The organism is Pseudomonas sp. Q1, from assembly GCF_009935975.1.
Classification (GTDB): Bacteria; Pseudomonadota; Gammaproteobacteria; order Pseudomonadales; family Pseudomonadaceae; genus Aquipseudomonas; species Aquipseudomonas palleroniana.
The window spans coordinates 205,208-224,783 of record NZ_QODI01000004.1; the positions used below are offsets into that span (position 1 = coordinate 205,208).

Annotated in this window: 19 protein-coding genes; 6 read left to right on the plus strand and 13 right to left on the minus strand. The window is 61.7% G+C overall.

Annotated elements, in window-relative coordinates:
- The first annotated feature begins 73 nt into the window (after nt 1-73).
- The 5 genes from leuS (at nt 74) to DK870_RS08315 (ending at nt 6,119) form a co-directional block, all read left to right on the plus strand.
- Entirely contained in the window at nt 74-2,680 is a 2,607-nt protein-coding gene (leuS, locus tag DK870_RS08295; protein ID WP_060754717.1) for a leucine--tRNA ligase, read from the plus strand.
- Nucleotides 2,681-2,768: 88 nt separating this feature from the next.
- On the plus strand, nt 2,769-3,374 hold the full coding sequence (gene lptE / locus DK870_RS08300) for an LPS assembly lipoprotein LptE (RefSeq protein ID WP_060754718.1): 606 nt from the start codon (nt 2,769-2,771) through the stop codon (nt 3,372-3,374).
- 39 nt (nt 3,375-3,413) lie between these two features.
- Complete coding sequence (gene holA, locus DK870_RS08305) at nt 3,414-4,451, plus strand: DNA polymerase III subunit delta (protein ID WP_090365653.1); 1,038 nt, start codon at nt 3,414-3,416, stop codon at nt 4,449-4,451.
- 116 nt (nt 4,452-4,567) lie between these two features.
- On the plus strand, nt 4,568-4,732 hold the full coding sequence (gene arfA, locus DK870_RS08310; protein ID WP_003176285.1) for an alternative ribosome rescue factor ArfA: 165 nt from the start codon (nt 4,568-4,570) through the stop codon (nt 4,730-4,732).
- A 61-nt stretch (nt 4,733-4,793) separates the two neighbouring features.
- Entirely contained in the window at nt 4,794-6,119 is a 1,326-nt protein-coding gene (locus DK870_RS08315; protein ID WP_161548427.1) for a lytic murein transglycosylase, read from the plus strand.
- Nucleotides 6,120-6,237: 118 nt separating this feature from the next.
- Here the strand turns inward: DK870_RS08315 and DK870_RS08320 are convergent, their stop codons facing one another.
- The 13 genes from DK870_RS08320 to DK870_RS08380 form a co-directional block, all read right to left on the minus strand.
- Entirely contained in the window at nt 6,238-7,158 is a 921-nt protein-coding gene (locus DK870_RS08320) for an LD-carboxypeptidase (RefSeq protein WP_090365650.1), read from the minus strand.
- Nucleotides 7,159-7,296: 138 nt separating this feature from the next.
- Complete coding sequence (lipA, locus tag DK870_RS08325; RefSeq protein WP_161548486.1) at nt 7,297-8,298, minus strand: lipoyl synthase; 1,002 nt, start codon at nt 8,296-8,298, stop codon at nt 7,297-7,299.
- Nucleotides 8,299-8,324: 26 nt separating this feature from the next.
- Complete coding sequence (gene lipB / locus DK870_RS08330; protein ID WP_104996062.1) at nt 8,325-8,972, minus strand: lipoyl(octanoyl) transferase LipB; 648 nt, start codon at nt 8,970-8,972, stop codon at nt 8,325-8,327.
- The gene (locus DK870_RS08335; RefSeq protein WP_090365645.1) at nt 8,972-9,247 is read right to left on the minus strand and encodes a DUF493 domain-containing protein; all 276 of its coding nucleotides are present in this window, start codon (nt 9,245-9,247) and stop codon (nt 8,972-8,974) included. Before DK870_RS08335 ends, lipB begins: the two co-directional genes overlap by 1 nt.
- Before the next feature lie 84 nt (nt 9,248-9,331).
- A complete protein-coding gene (locus DK870_RS08340) occupies nt 9,332-10,489 on the minus strand; it encodes a D-alanyl-D-alanine carboxypeptidase family protein (protein WP_060754725.1) in 1,158 nt (385 codons plus the stop codon).
- Between the two features lie 182 nt (nt 10,490-10,671).
- Nucleotides 10,672-11,673, minus strand: a complete 1,002-nt coding sequence (locus DK870_RS08345; RefSeq protein ID WP_060754726.1) for a septal ring lytic transglycosylase RlpA family protein — start codon at nt 11,671-11,673, stop codon at nt 10,672-10,674.
- Nucleotides 11,673-12,683 carry a lytic murein transglycosylase B gene (gene mltB, locus DK870_RS08350; RefSeq protein WP_161548428.1) on the minus strand — a complete coding sequence of 337 codons (1,011 nt, stop codon included), beginning with the start codon at nt 12,681-12,683 and terminating at the stop codon, nt 11,673-11,675. Before mltB ends, DK870_RS08345 begins: the two co-directional genes overlap by 1 nt.
- Before the next feature lie 17 nt (nt 12,684-12,700).
- Nucleotides 12,701-13,804, minus strand: a complete 1,104-nt coding sequence (gene rodA, locus DK870_RS08355) for a rod shape-determining protein RodA (protein ID WP_057703348.1) — start codon at nt 13,802-13,804, stop codon at nt 12,701-12,703.
- A gap of 31 nt (nt 13,805-13,835) precedes the next feature.
- On the minus strand, nt 13,836-15,734 hold the full coding sequence (gene mrdA, locus DK870_RS08360; RefSeq protein ID WP_161548429.1) for a penicillin-binding protein 2: 1,899 nt from the start codon (nt 15,732-15,734) through the stop codon (nt 13,836-13,838).
- A 15-nt stretch (nt 15,735-15,749) separates the two neighbouring features.
- On the minus strand, nt 15,750-16,217 hold the full coding sequence (gene rlmH / locus DK870_RS08365) for a 23S rRNA (pseudouridine(1915)-N(3))-methyltransferase RlmH (protein WP_003176297.1): 468 nt from the start codon (nt 16,215-16,217) through the stop codon (nt 15,750-15,752).
- A gap of 9 nt (nt 16,218-16,226) precedes the next feature.
- On the minus strand, nt 16,227-16,721 hold the full coding sequence (rsfS, locus tag DK870_RS08370) for a ribosome silencing factor (RefSeq protein ID WP_003176298.1): 495 nt from the start codon (nt 16,719-16,721) through the stop codon (nt 16,227-16,229).
- 69 nt (nt 16,722-16,790) lie between these two features.
- On the minus strand, nt 16,791-17,435 hold the full coding sequence (nadD, locus tag DK870_RS08375) for a nicotinate-nucleotide adenylyltransferase (RefSeq protein ID WP_060754729.1): 645 nt from the start codon (nt 17,433-17,435) through the stop codon (nt 16,791-16,793).
- Complete coding sequence (locus DK870_RS08380; protein WP_104996065.1) at nt 17,435-18,700, minus strand: glutamate-5-semialdehyde dehydrogenase; 1,266 nt, start codon at nt 18,698-18,700, stop codon at nt 17,435-17,437. Before DK870_RS08380 ends, nadD begins: the two co-directional genes overlap by 1 nt.
- Before the next feature lie 174 nt (nt 18,701-18,874).
- Between DK870_RS08380 and DK870_RS08385 the strand changes: the two genes are divergently transcribed.
- Nucleotides 18,875-19,558 carry a DNA-3-methyladenine glycosylase gene (locus tag DK870_RS08385; protein WP_161548487.1) on the plus strand — a complete coding sequence of 228 codons (684 nt, stop codon included), beginning with the start codon at nt 18,875-18,877 and terminating at the stop codon, nt 19,556-19,558.
- Nucleotides 19,559-19,576: the final 18 nt, after the last annotated feature.

Sequence of the window (19,576 nt, forward strand, 5' to 3'; positions counted from 1 at the left end):
GCTTTTTGGCGTCGATCACCTGAATGTTGTACCGAAGAGGATTAGGCCACCCCTATTCAGTTCAAAAGTAGCCATGCACGAACAATATCAGCCCCGTGAAATAGAAAATGCCGCCCAAACCTTCTGGGACGAGCAAAAGTCCTTTGAAGTCAGTGAACAGCCAGGCAAGGAGACTTACTACTGCCTATCGATGTTCCCTTACCCCAGCGGCAAGCTACACATGGGGCACGTGCGCAACTACACCATCGGCGACGTCATTTCCCGCTACCAGCGCATGCTCGGCAAGAACGTCCTGCAACCCATGGGTTGGGACGCCTTCGGCATGCCGGCGGAAAACGCCGCGATGAAAAACAACGTGGCGCCCGCCAAGTGGACCTACGAAAACATCGCCTACATGAAGACCCAACTGCGCAGCCTGGGCCTGGCGGTGGACTGGTCCCGCGAAGTGACCACCTGCAAGCCGGACTACTACCGCTGGGAACAATGGCTGTTCACGCGCCTGTTCGAAAAGGGCGTGATCTACCGCAAGAACGGCACCGTGAACTGGGACCCGATCGACCAGACCGTACTGGCCAACGAGCAGGTCATCGACGGTCGCGGCTGGCGTTCCGGCGCGCTGATCGAAAAGCGCGAAATCCCGATGTACTACTTCAAGATCACCGCCTACGCGGATGAACTGCTGTCGAGCCTCGACGACCTGCCCGGCTGGCCGGAACAGGTCAAGACCATGCAGCGCAACTGGATCGGCAAATCCAAGGGCATGGAAGTGCAGTTCCCGTACAACGTCGATTCGATCGGCGAAGCGGGCGCACTGAAAGTCTTCACCACCCGTCCGGACACCCTGATGGGCGCAACCTACGTTGCCGTCGCCGCCGAACACCCGCTGGCCACCCAGGCCGCGCAGAATAACCCTGAGCTGCAGGCATTCATCGCCGAATGCAAAGGCGGCAGCGTGGCCGAAGCCGACGTCGCCACCCAGGAAAAGAAAGGCCTGCCAACCGGCCTGTTCGTCGAACACCCGCTGACCGGCGAGAAGCTGCCGGTGTGGGTCGCCAACTACGTATTGATGCACTACGGTGACGGCGCGGTAATGGCTGTGCCGGCGCACGATGAACGCGATTTCGAGTTCGCCACCAAGTACAGCCTGCCGATCAAATCCGTGGTGCGCACCAGTTCCGGCGACACCAACCCGGCCCCGTGGCAAGACGCCTACGGCGAGCACGGTACGCTGATCAACTCCGGTGAGTTCGATGGCCTGGATTTCCAGGGCGCTTTCGACGCCATCGAAGTCGCCCTGATCAAGAAGAACCTCGGCGCCTCGCGCACCCAGTTCCGCCTGCGCGACTGGGGTATCAGCCGCCAGCGCTACTGGGGCTGCCCGATCCCGATCATCCACTGCGAAAGCTGCGGTGACGTACCGGTGCCGGAAGACCAATTGCCGGTGGTACTACCGGAAGACGTGGTGCCGGATGGCGCCGGTTCGCCGCTGGCGCGCATGCCCGAGTTCTACGAGTGCAACTGCCCGAAATGCGGACAGCCGGCCAAGCGTGAAACCGACACCATGGACACCTTCGTCGAGTCCTCGTGGTACTACGCCCGCTACGCCTCGCCGCACTATGAGGGCGGCCTGGTGGAAAAAGCCGCAGCCGACCACTGGCTGCCGGTGGATCAGTACATCGGCGGTATCGAACACGCCATTCTTCACCTGCTGTACGCGCGTTTCTTCCACAAGCTGATGCGCGATGAAGGCCTGGTAAGCTCCGATGAACCGTTCAAGAACCTGCTGACCCAGGGCATGGTGATCGCCGAGACTTACTATCGCCGCGAAGCCAATGGCGCCTACACCTGGTTCAACCCGGCGGACGTGGAGCTTGAGCGCGACAGCAAAGCCAAGGTGATCAGCGCCAAGCTGAAAGCCGACGGCCTGCCGGTGGAAATCGGCGGCACCGAGAAGATGGCCAAGTCGAAGAACAATGGCGTCGACCCACAGTCGATGATCGACCAGTTCGGCGCCGACACCTGCCGCCTGTTCATGATGTTCGCCTCGCCGCCCGACATGAGCGCCGAATGGTCCGACTCGGGCGTAGAAGGTTCACACCGTTTCCTCAAGCGCGTCTGGCGCCTGGCGCACGCCCATGTCAGCCAGGGCCTGCCGGGCAAGCTGGACGTTGCAGCCTTGAACGATGAGCAGAAAGCCGTTCGCCGCAGCACTCACCTGGCTATCCGCCAAGCCAGCCAGGACGTGGGCCAGAACCACAAATTCAACACCGCCATCGCCCAGGTGATGACGCTGATGAACGTGCTGGAAAAAGCACCGCAAGCCACCGAACAGGACCGTGCGTTGATCCAGGAAGGCCTGGAAACCGTCACCCTGTTGCTGGCACCGATCACGCCGCACATCAGCCACGAACTGTGGAGCCGCCTGGGCCACAGCGACGCGGTCATCGATGCGCGCTGGCCAGTGCAGGACGACAGCGCCCTGGTACAGGACACGCTGCAACTGGTGATCCAGGTCAACGGTAAATTGCGCGGCCAGATCGACATGCCGGCCAGCGCCTCTCGCGAGGAAGTTGAAGCGGCGGCGCGTTGCAACGAAAACGTGCTGCGCTTTACCGAAGGCCTGACGATCCGCAAAGTGATCGTGGTGCCGGGCAAACTGGTCAATATCGTCGCTAGCTAATCGGATCGGGCGCAGGGCTTGGGCCCTGCGCCGAACAAAGCCTTCAGGGCCTCGATAGGGCCCACATGGTTTCAAGGGGAGCAACAAAATGATCAAACGCAACCTGCTGGTAATGGGCCTTGCCGTGCTGCTGAGCGCTTGCGGCTTCCAGCTGCGCGGTACCGGCACCAACGAGCTGTCACTCAAGGAACTCGACGTCAGCGCCCGCAACGCCTACGGCGAAACCGTCAAGCAACTGCGCCAGACCCTGGAAAACAGCGGCGTGCACGTCTACGAAGGTGCGACTTACAAGCTGAACCTGATCGACGAGCAGGAAACCCAGCGTAACCTCAGCTACGCCAGCGCCGGTCGTGCGTCTGACATCGAGCTGAATACCAAAGTCGTGTATGAACTGCGTGGCCGTGATCAGCTGCCATTGATGGGCGACAAGGTTGAAGTGCAGAAGGTCGTCAGCCACGACGGCAACAACCTGGTGGGCTCGGACTCGGAAATTATCCAGGTGCGCAAGGAAATGCGTCGTGAGCTGATCCAGCGTCTGATGGTCCGCCTGCAACAGCTGACCCCGGAAAAACTGGCAGCCCTGCAACAGACGGCTGACAACAAGGCCAAGGCTGACGCCGATGCCCTGAAAGCCGCGCAGGAGTATGAAGACAACACGCCGAAACAATCGCCTGTTGAAGTCCCTGCCGAGTAAGCCATACGGGGCGCCCCAGGCGCCCCGTTCGCCCTGCCTATGAAACTCGCTCCCGCTCAACTCGCCAAACACCTGCAAAGTGGCCTCGCGCCTGTCTACATCGTCAGTGGGGATGACCCGCTGCTGTGCCAGGAAGCCGCCGACGCTATCCGCGTGGCTGCGCGCCAGCAGGGCTTCGATGAACGCCAGGTGTTCAGCGCCGATGCCAGTTTCGACTGGGGGACGTTGCTGCAAGCCGGCGCGAGCATGTCGCTGTTCGCCGAAAAACGCCTGCTGGAACTGCGCCTGCCTTCGGGCAAACCCGGTGACAAGGGCGCAGCCGCCTTGATGGAATACTGCTCACGCCCCGCCGAAGACACGGTCTTGCTGATCAGCTTGCCCAAGCTCGATGGCAGTGCGCAGAAGACCAAGTGGGGCAAGGCGCTGGTTGAGGGTGCGCAGACTCAGTTCATCCAGATCTGGCCGGTAGACAGCAACCAGTTACCCCAGTGGATTCGTCAACGGCTGTCCCAATCGGGGCTGTCGGCGACGCAAGACGCGGTCGAGCTGATCGCTGCGCGGGTCGAAGGCAACCTGCTTGCCGCCGCCCAGGAGATCGAAAAGCTCAAGCTGATGGCCGAAGACGGGCAGATCACCGTCGAAACCGTGCAAGGCGCAGTGGCTGACAGCGCGCGCTTCGACGTATTCGGGCTGGTGGATGCGATCCTCAACGGTGAGCCCGCCCACGCCCTGCGCATGCTCGAAGGGCTGCGCGGCGAAGGCGTCGAACCGCCGGTGATTCTCTGGGCCCTGGCCCGGGAGCTACGGGTGCTAGCCAATATTGCCCTGCAATACAGCCAGGGCACGCCCCTGGACAGAGCCTTCAGCCAGGCCAAGCCACCCGTCTGGGACAAACGCAAACCCCTGATGAGCAAAGCCCTGCAACGGCACTCGGCGCAACGCTGGGCGCAGTTATTGCTGGAGGCACAACGCATTGACGCGCAGATCAAGGGCCAGGCGGCCGGTTCGCCGTGGATGAGCCTGAGTCGCTTGTCGCTGTTGATGGCGGGTCAGCGGCTCAGCCTTCCCGCCGAATAACCTTCCTTCGCAGATTTTGACTGCGCTTACATTCCAAGAAACTTGTCAGGCTTTACAGCCGCACAACTTCGGCAGATTATTTGCACCGCTTCTTCCCCCCAACGAGAGTACCCACCATGAGCAAAAAGCCATCCAAGCATGGCCCCAACAAGGCCAAATCCATCATCGCCCAGCCACTGTTCCGCAGCCGTCAGGAACGCGCCGGCAAGGGCAAAGGCAGTTACCGCCGCGAAGCCTTCCAGTCTAATAGCTGGGAGGCTTCTTACTTTCTGGCTGCCTGAAGGCAAGTGCCCCTCCGGCATGATAAGGTCTGCACCTGATCTGTAATTCCTGGACCTGTGCATGCCCTCTAGTCTTTCCCGTCGTTGGCACCTTCGCCAATTGATCGCTGCCTCCAGCCTCATTCTGCTTGTCGCCTGCGCGGAAAAACCCACCGCCGCAGATGCCCAGCCCCTGCCTAAACTCCAGACCGCGCCGGCCGTAGCGCCCGCAGTGGTGGCCCCGTTGGCGGTGGACAATCTCGATATCCAGCCGACCCAAACCTTTGCCGAGTGGATGGCCGGGTTTCGCGCCGAAGCCCTGAAGGCCGGCATCACGCCAGCGGTGTTCGATAACGCCTTTGCCGGGGTCACGCCCGATATGGCGGTTATCCGCGCCGACCGCAGCCAACCAGAGTTTTCCCGCCCGGTATGGGAATACCTCGACGGCGCACTGTCGCCGCTGCGTGTACGTAATGGCCAGGCCTTGCTGATCAAATACGCCGACATCCTGCAACGCATCGAGGAGCGTTACGGCGTTGATCGCCAGGCGCTGGTCTCCGTCTGGGGCATGGAAAGCAACTTCGGCCAGTTCCAGGGCAACAATTCGGTGATTCGCTCCCTGGCGACCCTGGCCTATGAAGGCCGTCGCCCGGCGTTCGCCCAGGCCCAACTGCTGGCGGCGCTGCAAATCATCCAGCATGGCGATATCGCTGCCGACCAGATGAAAGGCTCCTGGGCCGGCGCCATGGGCCAGACCCAATTCATCCCGACCACCTATAACACCCACGCGGTCGACTTCGACGGCGACGGTCGCCGCGACATCTGGAACAGCCCGGCCGACGCCCTCGCCTCCACCGCCCATTACCTGCAGAGCTCCGGCTGGCAGCGCGGCCAGCCGTGGGGCTTTGAAGTACGGCAATTGCCAGCCAACTTCGACTACAGCCTGGCCGACGGCGGCATCCGCAAGACCGTCGCCGAATGGATGCGGCTGGGTATCCAACTGCCGGCCGGCAGCAGTATGCCGCCGAATGTCGAGCAACTCTCCGCCGCCCTGCTGCTGCCGGCCGGTTATCGAGGCCCGGCATTCCTGGTGCTGGATAACTTCCGGGCAATCCTCAAGTACAACAACTCTTCATCCTATGCGCTGGCGGTGGGCTTGTTGTCGCAGCGGTTTACCGGAGCAGGTGTGATCCTCGGCAGTTGGCCGAAGGACGAGCTGCCGCTGAGCCGCTCCCAGCGTATAGATTTGCAGACAGTGCTCAGCGCCAAGGGTTATGACGCGGGCAACGCAGACGGGATCATCGGCGCGAATACGCGCAAGGCGATTCGCGCGGCGCAGCAGTCATTGGGCTGGCCGGCGGATGGGTATCCGACGGTGAAGCTGCTGGAGTCGTTGCAGGGCCGATAGATCGGCTTATGGCGACTGGCGCCATCGGGAGCAAGCCCCCTCCCACGCTGGCTGTATTCACATATCTGAATTTGTGAACACCGTCATTGTGGGAGGGGGCTTGCTCCCGATGGCGGTTTCAGGGTTTAAACACCACATCCTGTTCCAACACCACCCGCTGCTCCCCCGCATCCAACCGTACCAACGCGCCCATCGGCAGTGTCAGGTTCGGATCGCAATGCCCACTGCGCCAGCCGGACAGCACCGGAATGCACAGCGGCTCGAAGGTTTGCTTCAGCAGGCGCTCTAACGCCGCTTGATCCACCCCGGCGACATCCCCCACCAGCACGCCGGCGACCTGGGCCAACTTGCCTGCCAGGCGCAAATGGGTCAGCAGCCGGTCAATCCGGTAAAGGGGCTCATTGACGTCTTCGATCAACAGGATGATGCCCTCAGCCTCGATCTCGTAAGGCGTGCCCATCACTGCCGCGATCATCGACAGGTTGCCGCCCAGCAAGCGCCCGCAGGCAATGCCCGGCGAGACGGTGCTCAACGGGTAGGCCACCGGGTGCGCCAGCACGCTGCCGGTGCCCAGTTGGCCGCGCAGCATGGCGAACAATGAAGACTCGGTAGGTGGCAGCTTGTCTCCCAACAGGTCGGCATTGAGCATGGGGCCATGGAAGGTCACGAACCCCGCGTAACGGCTGATTGCCAGGTGCAGCGCGGTAATGTCGCTATAGCCCACGAAAGGCTTGGGGTGGGTGCGTAGCAGGTCGAAATCGATGCTATCGAGCAGCCGGGGCGTGCCGTAGCCGCCGCGCAGGCAGAAGATCGCGTCGATGTCAGGGTCGGCAAACGCCTTGTGAAGATCGTTGAGGCGGGTTTTATCGCTGCCGGCAAGGTAGCCGTCGCGCTCATAGACCCCAGGGAAGATTCGCAGTTGGTACCCGCGGGCACGCATCCACTGGCCGGCTTTTTCGACATCCAGCGCGGCGGGGCCGGCGGGTGCGATCAGGGCAATGGTGCCTTCGGAACGCAGGGCTGGAACGGCTACGGTCATACACAACTCTCCCTAACTGACACGCAACGAAATGTGGGAGGGGGCTTGCTCCCGATAGCGGTACATCTGCAGCACATAAGCTGCCTGATACTCCGTTATCGGGAGCAAGCCCCCTCCCACATTGGGTCTGAATCCCTATCAGGAAACCAGGCTTGCCTTGACCAGCTTGGCCTGCTCATCGGCATGGTACGAGGAGCGTACTAACGGGCCGGAAGCCACGTTCTTGAAGCCCATCTTGTAACCTTCCTCGGCGAACCAGGCGAAGGTGTCCGGGTGCACGAAACGCTGCACCGGCAGGTGGCTGCGCGACGGTTGCAAGTACTGGCCCAGGGTCAGCATGTCGATGTCGTGCTCGCGCATGCGCTTCATGACTTCGATCACTTCCTCGTCCGTCTCGCCCAGGCCGAGCATCAGGCCGGATTTGGTCGGAATGTGCGGCATCATCTGCTTGAATTTCTGCAGCAGGGTCAGCGACCACTGGTAGTCCGAACCAGGACGTGCGGCCTTGTACAGGCGTGGCACGGTTTCAAGGTTGTGGTTGAACACATCCGGCGGCTCGGCAGCGGTGATTTCAAGCGCTACGTCCATACGGCCGCGGTAGTCCGGCACCAGGGTTTCCAGCATCACGTTCGGCGACAGCTTGCGGATTTCACGAATGCAGTCGGCAAAGTGCTGGGCACCGCCGTCGCGCAGGTCGTCACGGTCTACCGAAGTGATCACTACGTACTTGAGGCGCAGGTCGGCGATGGCGATGGCCAGGCTTTCCGGCTCGTTGACGTCCAATGGCTTCGGCCGGCCGTGGCCAACGTCGCAGAACGGGCAACGACGGGTGCAGATATCACCCATGATCATGAAGGTGGCGGTGCCGCCGGAGAAGCATTCGCCCAGGTTCGGGCAGGAGGCCTCTTCGCACACGCTATGCAGCTTGTGCTTGCGCAGCAGGGACTTGATACGGTCGACTTCCGGGGAAACCGGGATGCGCACGCGGATCCAGTCAGGTTTCTTCGGCAGTTCGGTGGTCGGGATGATCTTCACCGGGATGCGTGCAACCTTCTCGGCGCCGCGCAGCTTGACGCCGGCTTCCACCTTGGCACGCGGGGCCGGGGCCGGACGTTCGGTAACGTCCACCGTCGGGATCATGGTTTGCACTGCATCAGTAGTCATAATCAGTCGATTCCGCCCGTCAGGGTCGTCTGCTCAGCATAGTCGAGGTGTTTGACGAGCTGCGCACGCAGCCGGGCACTTACCTCGGCAAATTTAATCGGTGTGGCATGCTCGCTCAATTGGGTCATGGCCAGCCCGGCGTAACCGCACGGGTTGATCCGGCGAAACGGCGCCAGGTCCATGTCCACGTTCAGGGCCAGGCCATGAAAGGAACACCCATGACGAATACGCAGCCCCAGCGAAGCGATTTTCGCGCCTTGCACGTACACACCCGGCGCATCGGGCTTGGCCGCGGCCGTCACGCCGTAACTGGCCAACAGCTCGATCAGGCAAGCCTCCATGCGGCTGACCAGATCGCGTACGCCGAAACCCAGCTTGCGTACGTCCAGCAGCAGGTAAGCCACCAGTTGACCAGGCCCATGGTAAGTCACCTGGCCACCTCGGTCGACCTGCACCACCGGAATATCACCCGGCAGCAGCAGATGCTCGGCCTTGCCGGCCTGGCCCTGGGTGAACACCGGCGGGTGTTCCACCAGCCAGACTTCGTCGGGAGCCGAGGTACCGCGTTCGTTGGTGAAGCGCTGCATGGCATGCCAGACGGGCTCGTAGTCCATCCGGCCGAGCTCGCGAAAGCCCAGGACCTGCGACATCACAGCACCATGTGTACGAAGCCGGTGGCCCGCAGTTCGCTGTTGATGTTGTAGAGCTGGTCCTGATCCGTCGCAACGATGTGCAATTGGATCGTGGTGTACTTACCGTTGGTGCTCGAACGCTCGTCCACCCGGTTGTCGTTGATCGTGGCGTGTTTACGCACGATCTCGAGAATCTTGTCCTTGTTGCCTACACCGGTATCGCTGATCACTTTGACTGGATAATCAGTCACTGGGAATTCGATCTTTGGCGCCTTTACTTCTTTATCGGTCATGGCGTAACGGCCTCGTAAGCGTAAGCCGTGGCGACGGGCAAAGCCCCGTGTCGGGTCGACACGGGGCTTTGCAGGTGCACACTATCAGTTGAACAAGCTGTAGAAGAATAGACGGATGCTATCCCACACGCGGCGGAAGATACCACCTTCATCGACGGCGTCCAGAGCGATCAGGTCGGCGCTGTGCACCACTTTGTCGTCCAGCTTCACTTCGACCTTACCGATCACGTCGCCCTTGGCGATTGGCGCAACCAGATGCGGATTCATGGTCATGCTGGCGGCGAGCTTTTTCAGCTGGCCTTTCGGCATGGTCAGGGTCAGGTCTTCAGCCAGGCCGGCCTTGACCTGAGAAGTGGCGCCTTTCCACACCGGCGCGGTCGCAAGCTCGGCACCCTTCTTGTAGAAGGTCTGGGTTTCGAAGAAACGGAAGCCGTAAGTCAGCAGTTTTTGCGTCTCGGCCGCACGAGCCTGCTCGCTGTTGGTACCGAAGACTACAGCGATCAGACGCTGGCCATCACGTACAGCGGACGACACCATGCAGTAGCCGGCTTCGTCGGTGTGGCCGGTTTTCAGACCGTCGACGGTCTTGTCACGCCACAGCAACAGGTTGCGGTTAGGCTGCTTGATGTTGTTCCAGAAGAATTCTTTCTGGGAGTAGATCGCGTAGTGAACCGGGTCGACACGGATGATGGCACGAGCCAGTACCGCCATGTCATGCGCCGAGGAGTAGTGCTCAGGGTTCGGCAGGCCGGTCGGGTTCATGAAGTGGCTATTGGTCATGCCCAGGTCGCCGGCGGTCTTGTTCATCAGGTCGGCGAATGCATCTTCGCTGCCGGCGATGTGCTCGGACAGGGCGACGCTGGCGTCGTTACCGGACTGGATAATGATGCCGTGCAGCAGGTCACTGACAGTCACCTGCGAACCCACCTTGATGAACATCCGCGAACCGCCGGTACGCCAGGCGTTTTCGCTGACGGTCACCGGGTCGTTCTCGCCGATCTGGCCGCGACGGATTTCCAGGGTCGCGATGTAAGCCGTCATCAGCTTGGTCAGGCTGGCCGGTGGCAGGCGTTCGTCACCGTTGCTCTCGACCAGCACGTTGCCGCTGGCGGCATCCATGAGGACCCAGGCCTTGGCGGCCAGTTGCGGGGAAGCCGGCACCATCTCAGCCGCCCAGGCGGCCGGGGTGATGATCAGCGAAAGAAGCAGGCACGTGCGTTTGGCTAAGGTGGTGATGTTCATCCGTCTCTCGAAATTGCTTATAAAAACTTGCCCTCGCGGGCAAAACTATTCAGACAGCCCGCTTCCAGACTGTCGCGTGTTCGGTTGCCCGCTCACCCCTTGCCCCTGGGTTTTTATTGTTCAACGAGCCAACAACCAAGGCTCGAACCCGCGTGCGGGCCCAAGCCATCAATCCCTTACTTTTACTCTGCGGTGACCACGCTGGGTTGCCCCAGGTTGGCCAGACGCACGCTGTTCTGTACTTGCGCAACCTCGCTCGGCGAGCCGATCGGGCCCATGCGCACACGGTGCAGGGTCTGCTGGTTACGCACGATGGAGCTGATGAATACCGGCGCCCTGACCATACCGCTGAGTTTCGACCTTAGCAGTTCCGCCGCGTCCGGGTTGGCGAAAGCGCCCACTTGCAGGTATTGCCCGCCGGCCATCGAGGCGCCGGGTGCGGCACGCGGTACAACCACGGTATCCGGTGCGTGCTGCGCCGGCGGCGGCGTCCACTGTTCGATCTTGCCGGCCGAAGCGGTGACCTGTGGCTGTGGCGTCTGCGGTTCGTTGAGCATCAACGGCGCCGGCTTGCCACGCTGGGCCCAGTACTGTGCCGGGTCGATACCTTCGACCTTCACCCGCGCCGTGCCGGTCTCGGCATAACCGAGCTTCTTGGCGGCCGCGTAGGACAGGTCGATGATCCGGTCGGAATAGAACGGCCCCCGGTCATTGACCCGCAGGATCACCGTGCGGTTGTTGTCCAGGTTGGTCACACGCACATAGCTGGGCAGCGGCAAGGTCTTGTGGGCCGCGCTCATGCCGTACAGGTCATACACTTCGCCATTGGCGGTGTTCTGGCCATGGAACTTGGTGCCGTACCAGGACGCCGTACCCGTTTGCGAGTAGCTCTTGGATTCCTGCAACGGGAAGTAGTTTTTACCCAGCACGGTATAGGGGTTGGCCTTGTACGGGCCGGTGTGCAGGGTTGGGGTGGCGTCCGGGATCTTCGAAACATCGACATCCCACCACGGTGCGCCATCTTTATGCGCGCGGTTGATGTCCAGGCCCGGCTGGGCGCGGACGATAGCCCCGCCCTTCGACGCGGGTGCGCGACTGGTCGTGGAGGAGCAACTGACAACCAGCAAGGACAACGCGGCAAACGCCACCAGCTTGAGCGGTTTATTGAACGGCGATACCCGCATTACTTGTTGCCCCGTGCTTGGACCAGCATGTCTGACAGCTGATGCACGGCCATGGCGTACATCACGCTGCGGTTATAACGCGTGATTGCGTAGAAATTCTTCAGGCCCATCCAGTATTCCGGGCCATTTTCACCTTCCAGGCGGAACGCCGTCACCGGCATATCATCGCGTGGCGCATTCTGACTCGACCAGCCCAGCGCCCGCAACTCCCCGACCGTCTTGGCAGGCTCGATGCCCTGGGTCAGGCCTTCATCGGCGCGATCGCCGGTCACATCGGCACGAATCACCACGGGTTCGCCGGCCACCCAGCCATGGCGCTTGAAGTAGCTGGCCACGCTGCCAATCGCGTCGTCGGGGTTGCTCCAGATATTGATGTGGCCATCGCCGTCGAAATCCACTGCATAAGTCCGGAAGCTGCTCGGCATGAATTGCGGCAGGCCCATCGCGCCGGCGTAGGAACCCTTGAGGGTCAACGGGTCAACCTGCTCTTCGCGAGCCAGCAAGAGAAATTCGCGCAGCTCCTTACGGAAGAATTCGGCGCGTGGCGGGTAATCGAAACCCAGGGTCGACAAGGCGTCGATCACCCGGTAACTGCCGGTATTGCGCCCGTAGAAGGTTTCAATGCCGATGATCGCAACGATGACCTGGGCCGGCACACCGTATTCCTGCTCGGCGCGGGCCAGTACGGCCTCGTGCTGACGCCAGAAGTCCACACCACGTGCCACGCGGGCATCGGTGAGGAACATGGGACGATATTCCTTCCACTGCTTCACGCGTTCGGCGGGGCGCGAAATCGCGTCGAGGATCGCCTGCTTGCGCTGGGCTTCGCGAAACACGCCCATCAGCTGTTCGCCCGCGAAACCGTAGTCGCGGGTCATTTCACCGACAAATTCGGCAACCTGGGGTGAACCATCGTAGTCACCGGCCAGCGCCTCCTGCGTCGCGCCCAGCAGCCCGATCAGGCCCATCCAGGACGCGTGCCGAGTCGCCCAGCCGCGCATTACTTGCATTGACATCTTCACCTTATTCAAACCTGTGCGATCCACTTGCGATGCGTATGAATCGACATCAAAACCCCAAACGCTGACAGCAATGTCACCAGCGAAGTTCCGCCGTAGCTAATGAACGGCAACGGCACCCCAACCACCGGCAGCAGGCCACTGACCATACCGATGTTGACGAAAACGTAAACAAAAAAAGTCATGGTCAGGCTGCCGGCCAGCAATTTACCGAACAGCGTCTGCGCCTGGGCGGTAATCACCAACCCGCGACCGATCAGCAGCAGATAGATCAGCAACAGCGCGCAGATGCCCACCAGGCCGAACTCTTCACCCATCACCGCAATAATGAAGTCGGTGTGGCTTTCCGGCAAAAAGTCCAGGTGCGACTGGGTGCCCAGCAACCAACCCTTGCCAAATACGCCACCCGAGCCAATAGCCGCCTTGGACTGGATGATGTTCCAGCCGGTGCCCAACGGGTCGCTTTCCGGATCGAGGAAGGTCAAGATCCGTTGCTTCTGGTAATCGTGCATAAAGAAGAACCACATGGCCACGGCCACGGGGATGGCGGCAGCCAATACGCTGAGAATCCAGCGCCAGCGCAGCCCGCCCATGAACAGCACGAACGCACCACCCGCGAGAATCAACAGCGAGGTGCCAAGGTCGGGTTGGCGCACGATCAGGATAAACGGTACGCCGATCAGGATCAGGCTGATGCCCACATGCTTGAGCTGCGGCGGCAAGGTGCGCTTGGACAGGTACCAGGCGATGGTCGCCGGCATCAGGATCTTCATGAATTCCGACGGCTGGAAGCGAATCACCCCTGGAATGTTGATCCAGCGGGTCGCACCCATGGCGTTATGCCCCATCACATCCACCACCACCAGCAGCAACACACCGGCCACGTAACCCAGCGGCACCCAGCGCGCCATGAACCGTGGCTCCAGCTGGGCGATCACCACCATCGACAACAGACCCAGGCCGAACGAGGACGCTTGTTTGATCAGCAAATCCCAGTTTTTGCCGCTGGCCGAATACAGCACGAACAGGCTGCCGGCCGCCAGGGTCAGCAGCAGGATCAACAACGGGCCATCAATGTGCATGCGCTGCAGCAGCGTCGCACGGCGACGCATCACATCGTCGCTGGAGAGGATGCGGTCAAAATTACTCTTCACGGGCCGTAACCTCGGGGCTTGAAGGGGGGCCACCATATTCGGGCTTGAGCCTGCCGTCGTCGGCCAACAACCAGGCGTCCATCACTTGGCGCACCACGGGCGCGGCAACGCCGGAACCGGACTCACCGTTTTCGACCATCACGGCCACCACGATCTTCGGGTCGTCCGCCGGGGCGAAACCGACAAACAAGGCGTGGTCACGGTGGCGTTCCTGAACCTTGGAGCGGTCGTATTTCTCGCCCTGCTTGATCGCGACCACCTGGGCCGTACCGCTCTTGCCAGCGATGCGGTATTGCGCGCCGATTGCCGCCTTGCGCGCGGTACCGCGGGCGCCGTGCATCACCTGCTGCATGCCGTGATTGACCTTGGTCCAATCGGACGAGTCGCGCAGCACGACGTCCGGGATCGGGTTTTCATCCACGGGCTTCTCGCCTTCGATGGTCTTGGCCAGATGCGGGCGGTTCCAGATCCCTTTGTTGGCCACCAGCGCCGTCGCCTGGGCCAGTTGCAAAGGCGTGGCCTGCATATAACCCTGGCCGATACCGAGGATCAGGGTTTCACCTGGGAACCAGGCTTGGCGACGGGTCGCACGCTTCCACTCCCGCGACGGCATCAGGCCGGGGGATTCTTCGAACATGTCCAGGGAGACTTTCTGACCGAGGCCGAACTTGCTCATATAGGCAGACAGGCGATCGATCCCCAGCTTGTGGGCCAGGTCGTAAAAATAAGTGTCGTTGGAACGCATGATCGCAGTGTCCAGGTCGACATAGCCGTCGCCGGTACGGTTCCAGTTACGGTATTTGTGATCGTAGTTGGGCAGCATGTAATAGCCGGGGTCGTACACACGGCTGGAGGCTGTCACCACACCAGCATCCAGGCCGGCAATTGCCACGGCGGGCTTGATCGTCGAACCCGGCGGGTACAGGCCGCGCAGCACGCGGTTGAACAGCGGCCGGTCGATGGAGTCGCGCAGCTCGGCGTAGGCCTTGAAGCTGATCCCGGTGACAAACAGGTTCGGGTCGAAGCTCGGCTGGCTGACCATCGCGAGCACTTCGCCTGTCTTCGGGTCCAGCGCTACCACGGCGCCACGACGCCCACCCAGCGCCATCTCAGCCGCTTCCTGCAGCTTGATGTCCAGGCTCAACACAATGTCTTTGCCCGGCACCGGATCGGTACGCTTGAGCACCCGCAGCACCCGGCCGCGAGCGTTGGTCTCGACTTCTTCGTAACCGACCTGGCCGTGCAGCTCGGGCTCGTAGAAGCGCTCGATACCGGTTTTGCCGATATGGTGAGTACCGCTGTAATTGACCGGGTCGAGGGTTTTCAGCTCTTTCTCGTTGATCCGCCCCATATAGCCTACGGAGTGGGCAAAGTGCGGCCCTTGCGGGTAATGCCGCACCAACTGCGCCACCACTTCCACACCCGGCAGGCGGAACTGGTTCACCGCGATCCGCGCGATCTGTTCTTCGGTCAGCTCAAACAGGATCGGCACCGGCTCGAATGGCCGACGCCCCTGTTTCATGCGCTTCTCGAAGATCGCCCGGTCTTCCGGCGTCAGTTGCAGCACCTCGACGATCACATCGAGGACCTGCTGCCAGTCGCCGGAACGCTCGCGGGTCATGCTCAGGCTGAAGCTGGGTCGGTTGTCCGCCACCACCACGCCATTGCGGTCGAAAATCAGGCCACGGGTCGGCGGAATCGGCTGCACATGCACCCGGTTGTTCTCCGACAACGTGGAGTGATAGTCGTACTGGATCACCTGCAGGAAATACAGGCGCGCAATCAGCACACCCAGCAGGGCGACCACCAGAATCGCACCAAACACCACCCGCGAACGTACCAGACGTGCGTCTTTCTCGTGGTCCTTGATGCGGATCGGCTGGGTCATCGGGAGGGGCGCAGACTATTTGTGGTAAGGGTGCCCGGACAGCACTGTCCAGGCGCGATACAGCTGTTCACCGATCAGGATCCTTACCAACGGGTGCGGCAACGTCAGCGCCGACAGCGACCAGCGCTGGTCGGCCCGCGCACAGACTTCCGGGGCCAGCCCTTCGGGGCCGCCGACCATGAAGTTGACGGTGCGCGAGTCCAGGCGCCAGCGATCCAGCTCCACCGCCAACTGCTCGGTGCTCCAGGGTTTGCCGTGCACTTCGAGGGTGACGATGCGCTCGTTGGGGCCGACCTTGGCCAGCATGGCTTCGCCTTCCTGACGGATAAAGCGAGCCACGTCGGCATTCTTGCCCCGGGTATTGAGCGGTATTTCCACCAGTTCCAGCGACAGCTCAGCGGGCAGACGCTTGGCATACTCGTGCCAGCCTTCTTCCACCCACTTGGGCATGCGTGAACCGACAGCGATCAGACGCAGGCGCACAGCCGTTCCTTATTCCTGGTCTTTGTTGAGCTTGTCGAAGTGTGCGTGGCCCACTTCCGGGCTGTGGTGCTTGCCGTCAGCCGCGCGGCTCTGCTCGGCGCCTTTCCACAGACGCTCCAGGTCGTAGAACTGGCGGGCGTTGGACGTCATCATGTGAACGATCACGTCGTCCATGTCCAGCAGCACCCAGTCGCTGTCGCCCTTGCCTTCTTCACCCAGCGGCTTCACGCCCTGGGCTTTGACGGCTTCGCGGACCTTGTCCAGCATCGCGCCGATCTGGCGGTTCGAAGTACCGGTGGCGATGATCATGAAGTCGGTGATGCTTTGCTTGTCGCGTACGTCCAGCACCTGGATGTCCTGGGCCTTGACGTCTTCCAGGGCAGCCACGGCAACCTTTACCAGCTCTTCGCCGGCCAGCTCCGGGCCAACATGGGCTTCAACCGGCAACGGCGCGCTTTTGAAGGTGCCTTTGCGCTTAACTTTGCTTACGTCTTTGTTCGTCATATAAAACTCGTTTTGCTCGTATGTTCGGGCGCTTGCTGCACGACTGTGCGTGCGTTCAAGCGCGCCTTTTCAGTTCGACGCACGGTAAAGCCCGTGCGCATCGATGTAGGCCAGGACCGCGTCAGGCACCAGGAAACGTACCGACTTCCCGCTGGCCAGCAGTTGACGGATCTGGGTGGCGGACACCGCAAGCGGGGTCTGCCAGACGAATGCAATATTCCCGTTCGGCCCGGTCAGGGCCAAGGGGTCACTTACCGACCGCGCGGCCAGCAGGTTGCGCAAAGCATCCGGCGGTTCGCTGTCGGCATCCGGGCGTTGCAAAACCAGGATGTGGCAATGCTGGAGGAGTTCCTCCCAGCGATGCCAAGAGGGCAGGCCGCAAAATGCGTCCCAGCCCAAAAGCAGAAACAACTGGTCATCCGCGGCCAACTCGGCGCGCATCAGCTCCAGGGTGTCAACAGTGTAGGACGGTTTATCGCGCTTGAGCTCGCGGTCGTCCATCACCAGCGGCGCAATGCCCTCCACCGCCAGGCGCACCATTTCCAGGCGCTGCTGCGGTGACACCTGCGGCGTATCGCGATGCGGCGGCCGTGCGTTGGGCATCATGCGCAGCTCATCCAGCGCGAGGGCATCCGCGACTTCGAGCGCGCTGCGCAAATGGCCGATGTGCACGGGGTCGAAGGTACCGCCGAGCAGCCCGATGCGTTTAGTCATCAAGTGCGCACATGACCGTCGCCGAACACCACGTATTTCTCGCTGGTCAGGCCTTCCAGGCCCACCGGACCACGAGCGTGCAGCTTGTCGGTGGAGATACCGATTTCCGCCCCCAGGCCATACTCGAAGCCGTCGGCAAAACGCGTCGAGGCGTTGATCATCACCGAAGCGGAGTCCACTTCGTTGAGGAAACGCCGGGCATCGCTGAAATGCTCGGAAACGATGGCGTCGGTGTGCTTGGAACCGTAGGTGTTGATGTGTTCGATAGCCTCGTCCAGATCGTCGACAATCTTGATCGACAGGATCGGCGCGGTGTATTCGGTGTACCAGTCCAGCTCGGTCGCTTCGATCACGTCCGCGCCCAGCAACGCACGGGTACGCACACAACCGCGCAGTTCCACGCCCTTGTCCCGGTAAATGGCAGCCAGCGGCGGCAGCACGCGCTCGGCAATGCCGGCGTGCACCAACAGGGTTTCCATGGTGTTGCACGGGGCGTAGCGGTGGGTCTTGGCGTTGTCGGCAATGCGGATGGCCTTGTCGATATCGGCGGCGACGTCGATGAACACGTGGCACACGCCGTCCAGGTGTTTGATCACTGGCACCTTGGCATCACGGCTGACACGCTCGATCAGGCTCTTGCCACCCCGTGGCACGATAACATCGACAAACTCCGGCATGGTGATCAGCGCACCCACGGCAGCGCGGTCGGTGGTTTCCACCACTTGCACCACTTCGGCCGGCAACTCGGCCACTGCCAGGCCCTGCTGAATGCACGCGGCAATGGCGCGGTTGGAATTGATCGCCTCGGAACCGCCGCGCAGGATGGTGGCATTCCCGGACTTGAGGCACAGGCTCGCGGCGTCGATGGTCACGTTCGGGCGCGACTCATAGATGATGCCGATCACGCCCAGGGGCACGCGCATCTTGCCGACCTGGATGCCGGACGGCAGGTAGCGCATATCGCGGATTTCACCGATGGGGTCAGGCAGCTTGGCCACCTGACGCAGGCCTTCGATCATGTCGTCGATACGCGCCGGGGTCAGCGCCAGGCGGTCCAGCAGGGCTGGCTCAAGGCCATTGGCGCGGCCGTTGGCCAGGTCCAGCTCGTTGGCGGCGGTCAGCTCGGAGCGCGAGGCGTCCAGAGCATCGGCGGCGGCCAACAGGGCGCGGTTCTTCTGCGCGGTGCTCGCACGGGCGATCAATCGCGAGGCCTGACGGGCAGCGCGACCCAGGCGGGTCATGTAGTCAAGAACGGACTCAGTCATAGTCAGGGAGTCTTGGCAGGGAGGAAAGCGGCAGATTATAGCTGTGACGCCGCTCGACTGACAGCGGTGAGGGGCGGATGGTCGAAATGAACTGTAAAAATCCGAGGTTCAGCGGTAATTAAGGTGGGAGTTGTTATGATTCCGTCACATTTAGCCGTATTCCCCCCTACCGCCATGTCGATTTTTTTGCCCGAACACCCTGCCAGCGCGCTGCCCGACAGCTTTTTCGACCGCGACGCGCAAATGCTTGCGCGCGATTTACTCGGAAAAGTCATACGTCATCGCGTCGGCGATCTCTGGCTTTCAGCGCGAATTATTGAAACCGAAGCCTACTACGTGGCCGAAAAAGGCAGCCACGCCTCACTGGGCTACACAGAAAAGCGTAAGGCTTTGTTTCTGGATGGTGGTCATATCTATATGTATTACGCCCGCGGTGGCGATTCGCTGAACTTCAGCGCCAAGGGCCCCGGCAATGCCGTGCTGATCAAATCGGCCTATCCCTGGGTCGACGAAGTGTCCGGCCCGGCCAGCCTGGCGCAGATGCTGCTGAACAACCCGGACGCCAACGGCCACCCGCGCCCCTCGCACAAGCTGTGCGCCGGCCAGACCCTGCTGTGCAAAGCGCTGGGCCTGAAAGTGCCGATGTGGGACGCAAAACGTTTTGACCCGCAATCGCTCTACGTGGAAGACGTCGGCCAGGCGCCGACGCATATCCTCCAGACCACTCGCCTGGGCATACCCAGCGGGCGCGACGAACACCTGATGTACCGCTTTGTCGATGCCGGCTATGCCGCTTATTGCACGCGGAACCCGCTGCGCCGGGGCCAGGCCGAAGGCCGCGATTATTTTTTATTGTGAACAAGACATGTGGGAGTG

What these genes read in the sequence shown, in the direction of transcription:
- DK870_RS08320 (WP_090365650.1), bottom strand. Translation starts at nt 7,158, where the DNA reads ATGACCGTAGCCGTTCCAGCCCTGCGTTCCGAAGGCACCATTGCCCTG.
- mltB (WP_161548428.1), bottom strand. Translation starts at nt 12,683, where the DNA reads ATGCAAGTAATGCGCGGCTGGGCGACTCGGCACGCGTCCTGGATGGGC.
- rodA (WP_057703348.1), bottom strand. Translation starts at nt 13,804, where the DNA reads ATGCGTCGCCGTGCGACGCTGCTGCAGCGCATGCACATTGATGGCCCG.
- lipB (WP_104996062.1), bottom strand. Translation starts at nt 8,972, where the DNA reads ATGTCGCAGGTCCTGGGCTTTCGCGAGCTCGGCCGGATGGACTACGAG.
- DK870_RS08335 (WP_090365645.1), bottom strand. Translation starts at nt 9,247, where the DNA reads ATGACCGATAAAGAAGTAAAGGCGCCAAAGATCGAATTCCCAGTGACT.
- DK870_RS08385 (WP_161548487.1), top strand. Translation starts at nt 18,875, where the DNA reads ATGTCGATTTTTTTGCCCGAACACCCTGCCAGCGCGCTGCCCGACAGC.
- lipA (WP_161548486.1), bottom strand. Translation starts at nt 8,298, where the DNA reads ATGATCCCGACGGTGGACGTTACCGAACGTCCGGCCCCGGCCCCGCGT.
- leuS (WP_060754717.1), top strand. Translation starts at nt 74, where the DNA reads ATGCACGAACAATATCAGCCCCGTGAAATAGAAAATGCCGCCCAAACC.
- nadD (WP_060754729.1), bottom strand. Translation starts at nt 17,435, where the DNA reads ATGACTAAACGCATCGGGCTGCTCGGCGGTACCTTCGACCCCGTGCAC.
- DK870_RS08380 (WP_104996065.1), bottom strand. Translation starts at nt 18,700, where the DNA reads ATGACTGAGTCCGTTCTTGACTACATGACCCGCCTGGGTCGCGCTGCC.
- DK870_RS08340 (WP_060754725.1), bottom strand. Translation starts at nt 10,489, where the DNA reads ATGAACATCACCACCTTAGCCAAACGCACGTGCCTGCTTCTTTCGCTG.
- mrdA (WP_161548429.1), bottom strand. Translation starts at nt 15,734, where the DNA reads ATGACCCAGCCGATCCGCATCAAGGACCACGAGAAAGACGCACGTCTG.
- holA (WP_090365653.1), top strand. Translation starts at nt 3,414, where the DNA reads ATGAAACTCGCTCCCGCTCAACTCGCCAAACACCTGCAAAGTGGCCTC.
- lptE (WP_060754718.1), top strand. Translation starts at nt 2,769, where the DNA reads ATGATCAAACGCAACCTGCTGGTAATGGGCCTTGCCGTGCTGCTGAGC.
- arfA (WP_003176285.1), top strand. Translation starts at nt 4,568, where the DNA reads ATGAGCAAAAAGCCATCCAAGCATGGCCCCAACAAGGCCAAATCCATC.
- rsfS (WP_003176298.1), bottom strand. Translation starts at nt 16,721, where the DNA reads ATGACGAACAAAGACGTAAGCAAAGTTAAGCGCAAAGGCACCTTCAAA.
- DK870_RS08315 (WP_161548427.1), top strand. Translation starts at nt 4,794, where the DNA reads ATGCCCTCTAGTCTTTCCCGTCGTTGGCACCTTCGCCAATTGATCGCT.
- DK870_RS08345 (WP_060754726.1), bottom strand. Translation starts at nt 11,673, where the DNA reads ATGCGGGTATCGCCGTTCAATAAACCGCTCAAGCTGGTGGCGTTTGCC.